14 protein-coding genes are annotated in these 13,453 nt (G+C 59.5%); 7 read left to right on the forward strand and 7 right to left on the reverse strand.

Annotated features, from left to right (window positions below; genetic code table 11):
* Positions 1-67: 67 nt before the first annotated feature.
* Both GHO32_RS09530 and GHO32_RS26815 read left to right on the forward strand, forming a co-directional pair.
* Entirely contained in the window at positions 68-970 is a 903-nt protein-coding gene (locus tag GHO32_RS09530; RefSeq protein WP_368668436.1) for a LysR substrate-binding domain-containing protein, read from the forward strand.
* Positions 971-1,095: 125 nt separating this feature from the next.
* On the forward strand, positions 1,096-1,221 hold the full coding sequence (locus GHO32_RS26815; protein ID WP_256665531.1) for a PA1414 family protein: 126 nt from the start codon (positions 1,096-1,098) through the stop codon (positions 1,219-1,221).
* Between the two features lie 79 nt (positions 1,222-1,300).
* Here GHO32_RS26815 and GHO32_RS09535 read toward each other — a convergent pair whose 3' ends face one another.
* The 3 genes from GHO32_RS09535 to speB form a co-directional block, all read right to left on the reverse strand.
* Positions 1,301-2,680: a sodium:solute symporter gene (locus GHO32_RS09535; protein ID WP_153329257.1), complete on the reverse strand. Its 1,380-nt coding sequence runs from the start codon at positions 2,678-2,680 to the stop codon at positions 1,301-1,303.
* A 25-nt stretch (positions 2,681-2,705) separates the two neighbouring features.
* Positions 2,706-2,900, reverse strand: coding sequence for a hypothetical protein (locus tag GHO32_RS09540; RefSeq protein ID WP_153336274.1), 195 nt, complete (start codon positions 2,898-2,900; stop codon positions 2,706-2,708).
* A gap of 280 nt (positions 2,901-3,180) precedes the next feature.
* Positions 3,181-4,131 carry an agmatinase gene (gene speB / locus GHO32_RS09545; protein ID WP_123752006.1) on the reverse strand — a complete coding sequence of 317 codons (951 nt, stop codon included), beginning with the start codon at positions 4,129-4,131 and terminating at the stop codon, positions 3,181-3,183.
* Positions 4,132-4,370: 239 nt separating this feature from the next.
* On the opposite strand from speB, the gene GHO32_RS09550 reads away from it, so the two are divergent.
* Entirely contained in the window at positions 4,371-5,264 is an 894-nt protein-coding gene (locus tag GHO32_RS09550; RefSeq protein ID WP_048371511.1) for a LysR family transcriptional regulator, read from the forward strand.
* 16 nt (positions 5,265-5,280) lie between these two features.
* Positions 5,281-5,886, forward strand: a complete 606-nt coding sequence (locus GHO32_RS09555) for a tRNA-uridine aminocarboxypropyltransferase (RefSeq protein WP_153336273.1) — start codon at positions 5,281-5,283, stop codon at positions 5,884-5,886.
* A gap of 30 nt (positions 5,887-5,916) precedes the next feature.
* Here GHO32_RS09555 and GHO32_RS09560 read toward each other — a convergent pair whose 3' ends face one another.
* The gene (locus GHO32_RS09560; protein WP_178113866.1) at positions 5,917-6,315 is read right to left on the reverse strand and encodes a YbaN family protein; all 399 of its coding nucleotides are present in this window, start codon (positions 6,313-6,315) and stop codon (positions 5,917-5,919) included.
* A gap of 4 nt (positions 6,316-6,319) precedes the next feature.
* Complete coding sequence (locus GHO32_RS09565) at positions 6,320-6,907, reverse strand: YecA family protein (protein ID WP_048371508.1); 588 nt, start codon at positions 6,905-6,907, stop codon at positions 6,320-6,322.
* A 273-nt stretch (positions 6,908-7,180) separates the two neighbouring features.
* Here GHO32_RS09565 and recQ point away from each other — a divergent pair, with 273 nt between their 5' ends.
* Both recQ and GHO32_RS09575 read left to right on the forward strand, forming a co-directional pair.
* Entirely contained in the window at positions 7,181-9,310 is a 2,130-nt protein-coding gene (gene recQ / locus GHO32_RS09570; RefSeq protein ID WP_153336272.1) for a DNA helicase RecQ, read from the forward strand.
* Between the two features lie 116 nt (positions 9,311-9,426).
* The gene (locus tag GHO32_RS09575; protein WP_048371505.1) at positions 9,427-9,861 is read left to right on the forward strand and encodes a MarR family transcriptional regulator; all 435 of its coding nucleotides are present in this window, start codon (positions 9,427-9,429) and stop codon (positions 9,859-9,861) included.
* A 94-nt stretch (positions 9,862-9,955) separates the two neighbouring features.
* Here GHO32_RS09575 and GHO32_RS09580 read toward each other — a convergent pair whose 3' ends face one another.
* Positions 9,956-12,139, reverse strand: a complete 2,184-nt coding sequence (locus GHO32_RS09580; protein WP_153336279.1) for a patatin-like phospholipase family protein — start codon at positions 12,137-12,139, stop codon at positions 9,956-9,958.
* Between the two features lie 70 nt (positions 12,140-12,209).
* Between GHO32_RS09580 and GHO32_RS09585 the strand changes: the two genes are divergently transcribed.
* Positions 12,210-12,497 carry a SelT/SelW/SelH family protein gene (locus GHO32_RS09585; protein ID WP_048386108.1) on the forward strand — a complete coding sequence of 96 codons (288 nt, stop codon included), beginning with the start codon at positions 12,210-12,212 and terminating at the stop codon, positions 12,495-12,497.
* Here GHO32_RS09585 and GHO32_RS09590 read toward each other — a convergent pair.
* Positions 12,491-13,384, reverse strand: a complete 894-nt coding sequence (locus GHO32_RS09590) for a DMT family transporter (RefSeq protein WP_153336271.1) — start codon at positions 13,382-13,384, stop codon at positions 12,491-12,493. The two genes, GHO32_RS09585 and GHO32_RS09590, sit on opposite strands and share 7 nt — an antisense overlap.
* Positions 13,385-13,453: the final 69 nt, after the last annotated feature.

Raw genomic sequence — 13,453 nt, forward strand, 5'->3', positions numbered from 1 at the left:
CTAGCGGTGATTGACTTTCTATAAAATTGAATAATAGTGAGTGACTTATTCAGTTTTGGAGAATGGTGTGGAATTCAGCCAATTACGAATTTTTCAGGCCGTGGCCGAAGAAGGTTCGATCACCCGTGCAGCTGAACGTCTGCACCGCGTACCTTCCAATCTGTCGACCCGGCTCAAACAACTTGAAGAGCAAATGGGTGTAGAGCTGTTCATGCGTGAGCGCCAGCGTTTGCAATTGTCCCCGGCGGGCAAGGTGCTGCTCGATTACACCGCACGCCTGTTCGCCCTGCGCGATGAGGCGCTGGGCGCGGTACAGGGCGGCGTGCCGTCCGGCAAATTCACCCTTGGCACGATGTACAGCACCGCGGCGATCCATTTACCCGCTTTGTTGGCCCGCTACCACCGCGCCTACCCGGCAGTGAACCTGCACGTGCAGTCGGCGCCGAGCGGGGAATTGCTCGAAGGTTTGCTCACCGGGCGTCTGGATGCGGCGCTGGTGGACGGCCCGCTGGAACTGGCCGGGCTCGATGGCGTTGAGTTTTGTGAAGAGCAACTGGTGATGATCAGCGATCTGGATCATCCACCCATCACCCGCGCCCAGGACGTGCAGGGCCGTGAGGTGTTCGCCTTCCGCCAGGGCTGTTCTTACCGAACCCGTCTTGAGGCCTGGTACGCCAGCGACCGGGCGGCGATGGGCCGTGTGATGGAGATTGAGTCCTATCAGGGCATGCTGGCGTGCGTGGTGGCGGGGTCGGGGGTGGCGTTGATGCCAGCTTCGATGCTGGCCAGCTTGCCGGGCCGTGAAAGTGTCGGCGTACATCCCTTGAAACAACCTTTTGCCTCTGCCACTACGTGGTTGATGTGGCGAAAGGGCATGCTGGGCGCCAACTTGAATGCGTGGATAACGTTGCAGCAGACGGCGTCCTTCAAAAGCAACGTAGAAGTTGCACCACAACTAGCATCGGCCTGACTTGAAAAGAGGAGGATTAGCCTAAAGTTCATTGACCTTAAGCAAGCATCTTGTAGGACTTAGGACTATTATCTGTACGAAGCGACCAAGGAATCCGGTCGTAAGTGTGGCCCCAAGGGGGAAATATGAAAGACAAACTGAAAAACTGGCTGCATGACGTCGGCGTTGCACTGGGCCTGATTGAGCCTCCACTGCAACCGATTCCGATCCCTGTCGAAGACTCGCGTCGCCGTCCGCAACGTCGCCGTTAAGACGGTGGCAGCGTGATCGCCTGATATCGAAAAAAACGGGCACGAGCTCCGACGTCGCGCCCGCTGAAGAAAGTGGGTATCAGGCAGCGCTGGCCACTGTGGCCGGGCGCCGATCCAGCAAGCTGACCACGATAAAGCTGATAAGCCCTACAGCCAGGCTGTAGTAGATAGGCGTATTGGCGTCCAGACCATCCTTGATCATGAAAATCAGCGCCGTGATAAAGCCCAGGCTCATGCTGCTGATGGCGCCTGCCGTCGTAGCGCGCTTCCAGTAGATCGCACCAATCAATGGCACCAGCATACCGCCAACCAGCAGGTTATAGGCCAGCGTGAGGGCGCTGATAACGTCGCTCACCACCAAAGCAATCGCCAGCACCACAAGGCCAGTGAGCATGGTGAACAGGCGGTTGATCTTCAGGCTCGACTGCTTGCCGCCGCGCAGCTTGGGCAGCAGGTCTTCGGTCAATACGGTGGAGGCGGCGAGCAAGCCGGCACTGGCGGTGGACATCATGGCGGCCAGGGCGGCTGCAATCACCAGCCCGCGAATGCCGTCCGGCAGCGAAACCTTAACGATGGCGGCGAATGCGTTGTTGACGTTGCCCAGGTCCGGGATCAGCACATGGGCTGCCATGCCGATCAAGGCGCAGGTCAGGCCGTAAAGGATGCAGTAGAACCCTGCGAACGTACCGGCGTACTTGGCCACCTTGTCAGTCTTGGCGGTGAATACACGCTGCCAAATGTCCTGGCCGATCAGAATGCCGAAGAAGTAAATCATGAAGTAGGTGATGATGGTGTCCCAGCCGATGCTGGTGAAGCTGAAGTTCGACGCTGGCAGTTTGCTCACCAACTCATCCCAGCCGCCGACACGGTACAGACAGATCGGCAGCAGCACGAACATCAGGCCCACGGTCTTGATCACGAACTGCACGATGTCAGTCAGGGTCAGTGACCACATCCCGCCAATGGTCGAGTACACCACCACCACGCCACCGCCGAGCACCACTGATACCCAGAACGGCAGGCCGAACAACACTTCAAGCACGGTGCCGATCGCCAAAATGGAGGTCACGCCGATCATCAGCGCGTAAGCCAGCATAATCACCGCGCTCGCCTGGCGAGCCATCGGGTTGTAACGTTTTTCCAGCACTTGGGTCACGGTAAAGATTTTCAGCTTGAGCAGCGGCTTGGCCAGGAACAGGTTGAGCGCGATGATCCCGCAACCCAGGGCCGCACACAGCCAGAAGCCTGATATCCCGTGTACATAACCCAAACGCACCGTACCGACGGTTGAAGCACCGCCCAGCACTGTGGCGGCCATGGTGCCCATGTACAGCGTCGGGCCCAGGTTGCGCCCGGCGACCAGGTATTCTTCGTGGGTTTTTGCCTTGCGCATGCCGTAGTAACCCAGCACCAGCATTGCCGCAGCGTAGATAAGGACGACTATTAGGTCTAAAGCCATGATGGCGAGTCTCCGATTATTTTTTTTATGAGGCGATCAGGCGATGGGTGGCATCACCGGTGTTTCGGGTGTGGCGTTGGGTGTATTGCGTGGCGCGCGCGTTGCCCAAAAACAGACGAAATACATCCCTGAGTCCGGTTCGGCGTGCGTTGTTCGGAGTCGGGTCAACTCCTGGTGAATTAATGTGGCCCGCATTATTGGGGCTGTTTTTATTATTCATGATCATCTCCGATCACACTGGCTAAGGGGGCGGCAGCCTTTCCGGCAAAGCGGACAAACATTCGTAACAGGCCAGCCAAAGGCCTTTTGTTCTTGTGTGCTGACTCAGGTCTTGAAGGCCGGAGCCGCGCGATCCTGGCTAAAGAATTGCTCCCCTTGCATGCGCCGCTCGCTGGCCGCGTCATGCACAAAAACGGCCCGGTCAGCCGGCAGGCCGGCGAGGGCGCTGTTCGAGGTGCACGAGGGCACCTCGAACCCTTCATCCCGTCTGGAGGCGGGGTTTAGCGGTGAGTGACTCCCGGCAAGACGCAGAGCATTTCGTACAGCAAGTTCGCGCCCAGCAGTGAGGTATTGCCGGTGGTGTCGTAAGGCGGCGAGACTTCTACCAGATCGCAACCGATCAGGTCGAGGCCTTGGCAGCCGCGAATAATCTCAATCGCCTGAATGGTGGTCAGGCCGCCGATTTCCGGGGTGCCGGTGCCAGGCGCCCAGGCCGGGTCGATGCCGTCGATATCAAAGCTCAGGTACACCGGGCCATTGCCGACTTTTTCGCGAACTTCAGCCATCAACGGGGCCAGCGACTTGTGCCAGCACTCTTCGGCCTGCACCACGCGGAACCCCTGTTTGCGGCTCCAGTTGAAGTCTTCAGCGGTATAGCCCTGTGCACGCAGGCCGATTTGCACGACACGGTCACAGTCCAGCAAGCCTTCTTCGGCGGCGCGGCGGAACGTGGTGCCGTGGGCAATTTTTTCGCCAAACATGTGATCGTTCACATCGGCGTGTGCATCGATATGCACCAGGCCAACTTTGCCGTGCTTTTTGTGAATGGCGCGCAGGATCGGCAGGGTAATGGTGTGGTCGCCACCCAGCGTCAACGGGATCACGTTGTGCTCGAGGATGTCATCGTAGGCTTCTTCGATGATGCGCACGGCGTCCAGCAGGTTGAAAGTGTTGATTGCCACGTCGCCGATATCCGCGACCGACAGCGAGTCGAACGGGGCAGCGCCGGTGGCCATGTTGTAAGGGCGGATCATCACGGATTCGGCGCGGATCTCGCGAGGGCCGAAACGGGTGCCTGCGCGCAATGACGTACCGATGTCCAATGGCACGCCGACAAAGGCGGCATCCAGACCGGCGGCGGATTGCAGATGGGGCAGGCGCATCATGGTGGCAATGCCGGCGAAGCGCGGCATTTCATTGCCGCCCAGTGGTTGGTGAAGAATTTTATCCACGGGAAAGACCTCGTCGTTTGTTGTGGTTATGGCGGTCGATTCTGCGAAAGGCCGGCGGCGGGAAGAATCCCTACGGGCAAATACTTAGTTCAGATTTTTCTAAACTAATGCGCAGCTCCGAGTTAGACTCCGAGCCTAAAATATACGCGCCACGGGTAGGAGCGAGCTTGTCTCGCGATCTTTTGATCGTGAAAAGATCGCGAGACAAGCTCGCTCCTACAGTGAAAAGTGAGTCATTCATGGCCAACGCTTTACCCGATCTAAAACTATTGCGAATCTTTGCCAGCGTGGTCCGGCACCAGGGTTTCGCTACGGCGCAGCAGGAACTCAACCTGTCGACGTCGGCCATCAGCACCTACATGAGCCAACTGGAGGCCAATCTGGGGCTGGTGCTGTGCCATCGGGGGCGCGGCGGGTTCAGCCTCACCAGCAAGGGCGAGCTGTTTCACCAGGAAACCCTGCGTCTATTGGGCGAGCTGGAAGGCTTTGAACAGTACGCCGCCGCGCTCAAGGGTGAACTGCGCGGCACCTTGAACCTGGGGGTGATCGACTCCACAGTCAGCGACAAAGCCTTGCCCTTTGCCGAAGCCATTGGCGCCTACAGCCAGGAGCACCCGGCGGTGCACTTGCACCTGTCCGTCATGAGCCCTTACGAATTGCAGCTCGGGGTACAAGACAACCGGCTTGATCTGGCCATCGGTGCGTTTTCGTCGCGCATGAGCGGTCTGGTTTACCAGCCGCTGTACCGTGAACAGCATTGGCTGTATTGCAGTACGCGGCACCCCTTGTTCGCTGAGCGGCGAATCCCCGAGCCGGTGATCACCCAGCAACGCATGGTCGGGCGCGGCTACTGGAGCCAGGCCGAGCTGGCACGGCACGGCTTTAAACACAGCGCGGCCACCGTCGACAGCATGGAGGCTCAACTGATCCTGGTGCTCTCCGGCGCCTACATTGGTTACTTGCCCGAGCATTACGCCGAGCCGTGGGTCGAGAAGGGTGACTTGCGCGTGCTGCTACCGGCCACCTTTGGATATCAGGCACCGTTTTCGATGATCGTGCGCCGTGGCCGTAGCCGTGAGCCGCTGATTCAAACGTTTCGCGACCTGCTCAAAGCGCAGCTAAATCAACCTTGAAGAGAGCGTTATCGCTATGTCCCGTGCCCAATGCCCTCGCTGCTTGCGCCCGCAAACGCACTGCCTGTGCGACTTGATCCCACAGCTGGACAGCCACACCCGCGTCTTGCTGTTACAGCACCCCAGCGAAGTCAATCATGCGCTGAACACCGCGCGGTTGGCGGCTCTGGGGCTGACCAACGCTGAGCTGCGAGTGGGTGAAGTGTTTGAGGATTTGCATACGCTGCTCAACCCGCCGGGATATCAAGCGCGGTTGTTGTTTCCGGGGGAGGACGCGCAACCGCTGCAAGCGGCTGCTGCGGCAACTGAAAAACTGCTGTTGGTGGTACCCGATGGCACATGGCGCAAGGCGCGCAAATTGCTGCACCTCAACCCGTTGCTGGCGCAGTTGCCGCGGGTGACCTTGCCCGAGGGCGCGGTGTCCCGTTACCGCCTGCGCAAGGCGCCGGGGCCTGGGGCTTTGTCGACCGTGGAAGCCATCGCGCAGGCGCTGGACATCCTCGAAGCCCCTGCGTCCTATGCACCACTGCTGCGCCCGTTTGAAGCACTGATTGAAGGGCAGATCGAAGCCATGGGCGCCGAGACCTACCAGCGCAACCACGTCACAAACTCCCCTCCGTAGGAGCGAGCTCGCCTCGCGATCTTTTGATCTTCAGCGTTTTTCCAGGGTTTTCTGGCGCAGGATATAAATGCTCACCAGCACCGCGCTGAGCAGCATAAACCCTCGCGCCCAAGGCAACGGCACCAGGTAGCAGGAGACGCCAATGCTCAGCCACATCAAACCAATGGCATAGACCTTGGCCTTGAGCGGGATGCCGTTACCGTCGAGGTAGTCGCGGATCCAGGGCCCCAGTCGAGGGTGTTCGACCAGCCACTGGTAAAACCGTGGGGAACTGCGCGCAAAGCAGGCGGCAGCCAAGAGCAGAAAGGGGGTGGTGGGCAGTACCGGCAGGAAGATCCCCAGAACCCCCAGCGCTACGCTCAGCCAGCCAATGGCAAACAGAACGTAACGCAGCAGCCGCGAACGGCTGCTGAACGAGGGGCCGGGCATTGAATCAGTGGTGACGCGGCTTGAGGATGGCCGGTTTTTCGTCAGGGGCATGGCACAGCAGGAACAGGGCGGTCAGGGCTTCCGGGATCTGCACGATCATGTCGTCCATCAGGTTGGCATCCTGAGCGATATCGGCGAATTCAGGCTGGTCGTCGAACAGGCCCGAACCGACCATGATCGGCAGCAGCATTTCACTGACTTCTTCTTCGGCGGTTTCGAACCAAGCTGCTTCGCGCAGGAAAACGCCTTCCATAAAGCCGATGCACCAGCCGCGCAGATCAGACTCATCTGGCTCGTCGCCCAGGTCCAGATCACACGGCAGTTCGAACTCTTCGTCCGACGCCAGTTGGCGAGCGATGTGGTCCTTGAGTTTAACCAGGGAACCTTCAATCTCTTCGCGCTGGGCGTCGTCTTTATAGTTCGGGGTTTCAGAGAAAATGGCGTCGATCCATTCACGCTCAGGTACTTCTTCAGCGCAGATGGACAGGGCAGTCAGGTAGCCGTGAGTGGCTACGTAGTCCAGCGCCTCGTCATGCAGCTCGTCAGCGTCGAGGAAGGCTTGCAGGCGGGTTAGTTGCTCAGCGAAGGACATTAAGGGACTACCTAGAAAATAAACAATACCGAATTCTAGGCTTTCTTGAGCGCCCAAGCCAGTCGTTGCGCACATTTGCCATCACTTCCCGGTGATCGGTACTGCAATCACAGCGCCCTGTAGGGGGGAGTGCTCGGGTATACTGCCGCGTTTTGTGATGCCCTGCGGTCAAGACAGCGGCTCCAGCGCTCTGCGCCCAAGGGTTTAAACGCCGCTTGAGGCCGCGCCGGGTCCCGCTGACGCAGGGGTGTTTCGGCGATTTCTGGAGTTTCTATGCTCGAACAGGCTCAACGCGTACTCAAAGACATCTTCGGCTACGACAGTTTCCGTGGCCGTCAGGGTGACATTATTGAGCGCGTGGCCAGTGGTGGCGACGCTTTGGTGCTGATGCCCACCGGCGGCGGCAAGTCCTTGTGCTTCCAGGTCCCGGCGCTGTTGCGTGACGGTCTGGCGGTGGTGGTCTCGCCGTTGATCGCCTTGATGGACGATCAGGTCGCCACGCTCGAAGAACTGGGCGTCGCCGCCGCCTCCCTGAACTCGACATTGAGCGCCGATCAGCAGCGCGACCTGGCCAACCGGATCCGCCGTGGCGAAGTCAAAATGCTCTACCTGGCGCCAGAGCGTCTGGTGCAGCCGCGCATGATGGCCTTTCTGCAGAGCCTGGACATCGCCCTGTTTGCGATCGACGAAGCGCACTGTGTGTCGCAGTGGGGGCATGATTTCCGTCCGGAGTACCTGCAACTGGGCCAGTTGGCCGAGATGTTCCCCCATGTACCGCGCATCGCCCTGACCGCCACCGCCGACAAACGCACCCGCGAAGAAATCGTCACCCGCCTGCATTTGCAGAACGCGGAGCGTTTTTTGTCGAGCTTCGACCGGCCCAACATTTTTTACCGCATCGTGCCCAAAGAGCAGCCGCGCAAACAATTGCTGGCGTTCCTCTCGGAGCGGCGCAGCGATGCCGGTATCGTCTATTGCCTGTCGCGTAAAAAGGTCGACGAAGTGGCGCAGTTTTTGTGCGACCAGGGCTTCCCGGCCTTGCCGTACCACGCCGGGTTGCCCAACGAAACCCGTGCCGCCAACCAAAAGCGCTTCCTCAATGAAGAAGGGCTGATCATGGTCGCCACCATCGCCTTTGGCATGGGCATCGACAAGTCCAACGTGCGCTTCGTGGCGCACCTGGACCTGCCCAAATCCCTTGAGGCGTACTACCAGGAAACCGGCCGTGCGGGCCGTGATGGCTTGCCGGCAGATGCCTGGATGGCTTACGGCCTGCAAGACGTGGTGATGCTCAAGCAGATGCTGCAAAACTCCGAAGGCGACGAGCGCCACAAGCGTCTGGAGCATCACAAGCTCGACGCGATGCTGGCTCTGTGCGAAGAAACCCGCTGCCGCCGTCAGACCTTGCTTGCGTATTTTGACGAAGACATGCCCCAGCCATGTGGGCATTGCGATAACTGTGTCGACGGCGTGCAAACCTGGGACGCCACAGAACCGGCGCGTCAGGCGTTGTCAGCGATTTATCGTGCCGGCCAGCGTTATGGCACCGGCCACCTGATCGACGTATTGCTGGGCCGAGAAAACGAAAAAACCCGCAGCATGGGCCATCAACACCTGTCGGTCTTCGGCGTAGGCAAAGCCCGATCCGAGGGCGATTGGCGCACCTTATTCCGCCAACTGGTTGCCCGTGGTCTGGCCGACATTGATATCGAAGGCTACGGCGGTTTGCGTCTGAGCGACACGTGCCGGCCTTTGTTGCGCGGCGAAGTGACGCTTGAGCTGCGTCGTGAGCTCAAGCCGCAAACCACGGTCAAAAGCAGTTCTGCCAGCCCGGCCAGCCAACTGGTGCGTGGCGACGAGCGCGAGCAGTGGGAGGCCCTACGTGCCTTGCGCCGCAAGCTGGCCGAAGAGCACGGCGTACCGCCTTATGTCATCTTCCCCGACTCAACGTTGCTCGAAATGCTGCGCAGCCAGCCGACGTCGCTGGCCGACATGGCCAAGGTCGGCGGTATTGGTGCGCGCAAACTGGAGCGTTACGGCGAGGCGTTCCTCGAAGTGTTGGGTGGGCAGGCCGAGGCCCCGAAAGTGGTCGCGGACATCCGCCACGAACTGATCAGCCTGGCGCGTGCCGGCATGACCCCGCTGCAGATCTCCGGGCAGTTGCAGTGCTCTGAAAAGAACGTCTACACGCTGTTGGCCGAAGCCATAGGGCGTCAGGAACTGTCGCTGGAGCAAGCGCTGGACTTGCCTGAAGAGCTGATGGAAGAAGTGCAGGACGCGTTTCTGGACGGTGAGGGCGAGTTGCCAAGCGTGGCCAGCATCGCTGAACAGTTCAAAGGTCGAGTGCCGGAAGGGGTGCTGTATTGCGTGCGTGCCGCCCTGCAATCCGAATTCGAAATGTAACGGTTATTGGCATGTAACGAATTGATTGACATACAGGTCTTGCCTATGTGCAAGCTCCATGCTTAGCTGACTAACAATTGGTTTCACTCTTTTTCAGTCTAAACATTGAGTTTTTTATGCCGTTAACCGATCAACACCGTTTTGGTATGCAGTTGGCCCAAATGTCTCGTGGCTGGCGTGCGGAGCTGGATCGACGCCTGGCCGGTCTCGGCCTGTCGCAAGCCCGCTGGCTGGTGCTGCTGCATCTGGCACGATTCGACTGCAAGCCTACCCAGCGGGAATTGGCGCAAAGTGTCGGGGTTGAAGGTCCGACCCTTGCGCGTTTGCTCGACAGCCTTGAAGCCCAAGGTCTGGTCAAACGTCAGGCGGTGCTGGAAGACCGCCGTGCCAAGAAAATCGAATTGAGTGAGTCTGCCTTGCCCTTGATCGCCCAGATCGAGGCCATCGCCACCGCGTTGCGTCAGGAATTGTTTGTCGGCATAGACGAAGAAGAGCAGCGCATCTGCATGCGCGTGCACAAGCGCATCCTCGAAAACCTCGAAAAGAACTGACTTCCCTCCCTCTACCTTTAGGAGCGAGCTTGCCTCACGATCTTTTGATCGTTTAAAAGATCGCGAGGCAAGCTCGCTCCTACAAGGGCACAGCTTAGAACGTCTGCCCCAGGTTCAAATACAACGCCTTCTGATTGTCATCGTTAATCCCGTAGCTGAAATTCAGCGGGCCCAGCGGTGTATCAAAGCCAATAAAAATGCTCGCGGCATTGATGTAGCCACTGTCGAACTCGTTGTCGTTGTTCCAGGCGCGGCCGCGCTCCAGTGACGCACCGGCATACAGCGGGAAATCAAGCGGCAGGTACGAGCGCGGGGTCAGGCGGCGGTAGTAAACAGCCCGCATCAAGCTGATGTTCTGCCCCGAAATCGCATCCTCACGGAACCCGGACAGCTGCCGCGCACCGCCGAGCAAAAAGCTTGAGGTCACGACATTGGCATGGTCCAGCGTGCGCCCGTAACGCCCACCCAAAATCCAGGTGTTCGGCCCCGAACTCAGGGCCTTGTCGAGGTTGAATTCCCATTGGCGATAACGCTCGTCCGAGCCCAGCGCCGGGTCAAACTGGCGAAACTTCAAGCTGATGTCTTCGCCCGTGTGCGGGAAGTAAACGTTATCCAGCGAGTCGAACGAGTACTTCACGTCATAAAAGCCTTCGGTGAAGCTGGTGCTCGGCAAGTCACGCTCGCCGATTCGTACATCGGCCTTGCCCCATGCCTCACCGACGCCCACGCGGATCTCACCGCTGTTGCCGATCTGGCGGCCCAGGTTCAAGCCAAATCCATAGCGCTCAAGGCGATATTCGGCAATCGGGTCGTTATCCAGAATGGCCTCGACGTTCTGCGATTGAGCGTTTATATACGGCGCCACAAAGAACCGTGAACCCGCATCCAGTGGTTGATAGAACTCGCTGTACAGCTCTTGTTTATCGCCGATTTGCACCCGCGTCAGCCATTCGGCGCCCAGGCGGTTGATGCCATTGACCCGGTAGCTGGCGCCGAGGTTGAAGGCGCTGTCGCCGTGCATGTCATCCGAGAGGTTGATGCCCAGGCGCAGGAAATCGGTGCCGCTGCGCTTGGCCCGGGCGCTGATCACCAGGGTGCGCTCCTGACCTTTGTGCACCACGCGGTACTGCACTTGATCAAAGTAATCCAGGCCATACAGCGTGCCCATGTCCCGTTGCAAGCGCGCGAGATCCAACGGTTCACCGACTGGTTGGCGGATGTAATAGCGGATCACTGAATCGTCGATTTTCGAGTCGTTCTCGATTTTGATCGCGGTAATCACCGGGGTCCGCTCTTCGGCGGAGCGGGCGATGCTCAGTTGTGCATCGGCGGGCTGGCGCAAGCTGGCCAGGCGATTTTCAAGGATTTGCGTCGCGCGATAGCCGGCATTGATGATCTCTTCCGAGCGGCCAAAATCCGTCGCGCCAATGCTCGCGAGCGACGGTTTGATCAGTACGTCGTCCGGTTTTAGCGTGGCCAGTTGAACCTCAGAGTTACTGCGGGTCATCAAGGTAATGGACTGGTTAAGAATGTCGAAGACCGTGTTGAGCTCTTTGCGCCCCCGCAGTGGCGTACCGATGTCGACCACAATCACCAGGTCGACGCCCATCTCGCGGGCCGCGTCCACCGGGATGTTGTCGACCATGCCGCCATCGACCAGTAACTGACCGTTGATTTCGACGGGGGCAAACACCGCCGGGATCGACATGCTGGCGCGAATCACCTGGGGCAGGTGGCCTTTGCGGAATACCACTTTCTCGCCACTGACGATGTCGGTGGCCACGGCACGGAACGGGATGGGCAGTTTGTCAAAGTCGCGCACGTCGCTGCTGTGCGCCAGCAGGCTTTCCAGCAGCAGTGACAGGTTTTGCCCCTGAATCACGCCCAATGGCAGGCCCAGGCTGCCATCGTCACGGAAGCTGAGCTTTTGTCTGACCAGAAAATCCCGGTCATCCTGCTTGCGCCGGAACGGGATGTCCTCGCGGGCGGGGCTGTCTGACAGCGCTTCTTGCCAGTCGATGCTCAGGGCGAGCTTTTCCAGCTCATCGATCTTGTAGCCCGAGGCATACAGCCCGCCGATCACCGCGCCCATGCTGGTGCCCGCGATGGCATCAATATGAATGCCTTGCTCCTCCAGCGCTTTGAGTACGCCGACGTGGGCCAGGCCACGGGCAGCGCCCCCGGACAGCACCAAACCGATTTTGGGCTGGGGCTTTTCAGCCGCCAACAGCGCCAACGGGCTTAAACACAGAAGCAGGAAAATCAGCAGACGGCGCATCATGAATCTCTGGGCAAACGACAAAGGCGGCTATTATAGCGGCGCCTTTACCTCCAGGAGTTTTAGAAACATGTCTGCCAGCAAGCCGCAAATTGTCATCACTTATTGCACGCAATGTCAGTGGTTGCTCCGCGCGGCCTGGTTGGCGCAAGAGCTGCTCAGTACGTTCGCTGACGATTTGCGCCAAGTGGCGTTGGAACCGGGCACGGGCGGTGTGTTCCGCATTACCTGTGACGGCGTACAGATCTGGGAGCGCAAGGCCGATGGCGGCTTCCCCGAAGCCAAGGTGCTCAAGCAGCGGGTCCGCGATCAGATAGACCCGCAGCGTGATTTAGGGCACAACGACCGGGTTCAGTGAGCGGCTGAATCGAGCACGGCTTGTTTCGGCGTCGGGCCGCTGCTGATGCGGCTCGACACCACAATCGCGACGATGATCAACACCCCGCCAACCAGCATGCGCAGCGTCGGGGTTTCGTGGAATATCAGCCACGCCAGGGTGATGCCGTACACCGGCTCGAGGGCAAAGACCACGGCCGCCGTGCGCGCTTTGATTACTGCCAGGCTGGCGACAAACAGGCTGTGGGCCACGCCTGTGCAGAACACCCCGAGCAGAGCGATCCACAGCCAGTCCAGCGGCCGGACTTCGCTCAGGCCCGGTGCCGCAAAAGGCAGCAGGCACAAGGCGACCACCGCGTTTTGCCACATGGCTGCCTGCACCGCGGGTACGCGCCCGCTGTTGGCCCGGTTATTCAGTGACAGCAGCGAAAACAGCAGGCCCGAGGCAATGGCCCAGATCAACCCTTCGGTGGCCTGGCTGGCCAGATCGAAGCTGGGGGTCACCAGAATCAGGCCGATGCTGACCAGCAACACCAGAATCACCTCATTGAGGCGGATGCGCTCGCGGAAGATCAGCCCTTCGAGGATCACGGTAAATGCCGGGAAGCTGGCAAAGCCGAGGGTCGCAATCGCTACCCCGGCAATTTTGACCGAAACAAAAAAACTCACCCAATGCCCGGCCAGCAGCAGGCCGCTGATCAGCAGGTTACGCGCATCGCGCAGTGCCAGTTTTTTCCAGCGGGTGCTTTTGGCCAGTGCAGCAAAGAAGGCCAGGGCCAGCACCGCGAAACCGGCCCGGCCAAACACAATAATGGAAGCTGACGCGGCGGCGAGTTTGCCGAACACGCCGGTCAGGCCGAACATCAGTGCGCCAATATGCAGGGCGCCCAAGGCGGTACGCGGAGTCATTGCAGTCCTTAAGTCGATATAGGCAAGGCAGGCAGTCTAGGCTGTGGGCTTGAGCGGTGTCTGTCGCCA

This window comes from Pseudomonas sp. FSL R10-2189 (assembly GCF_009600325.1).
In the GTDB taxonomy this organism is placed as follows: Bacteria; Pseudomonadota; Gammaproteobacteria; order Pseudomonadales; family Pseudomonadaceae; genus Aquipseudomonas; species Aquipseudomonas helleri.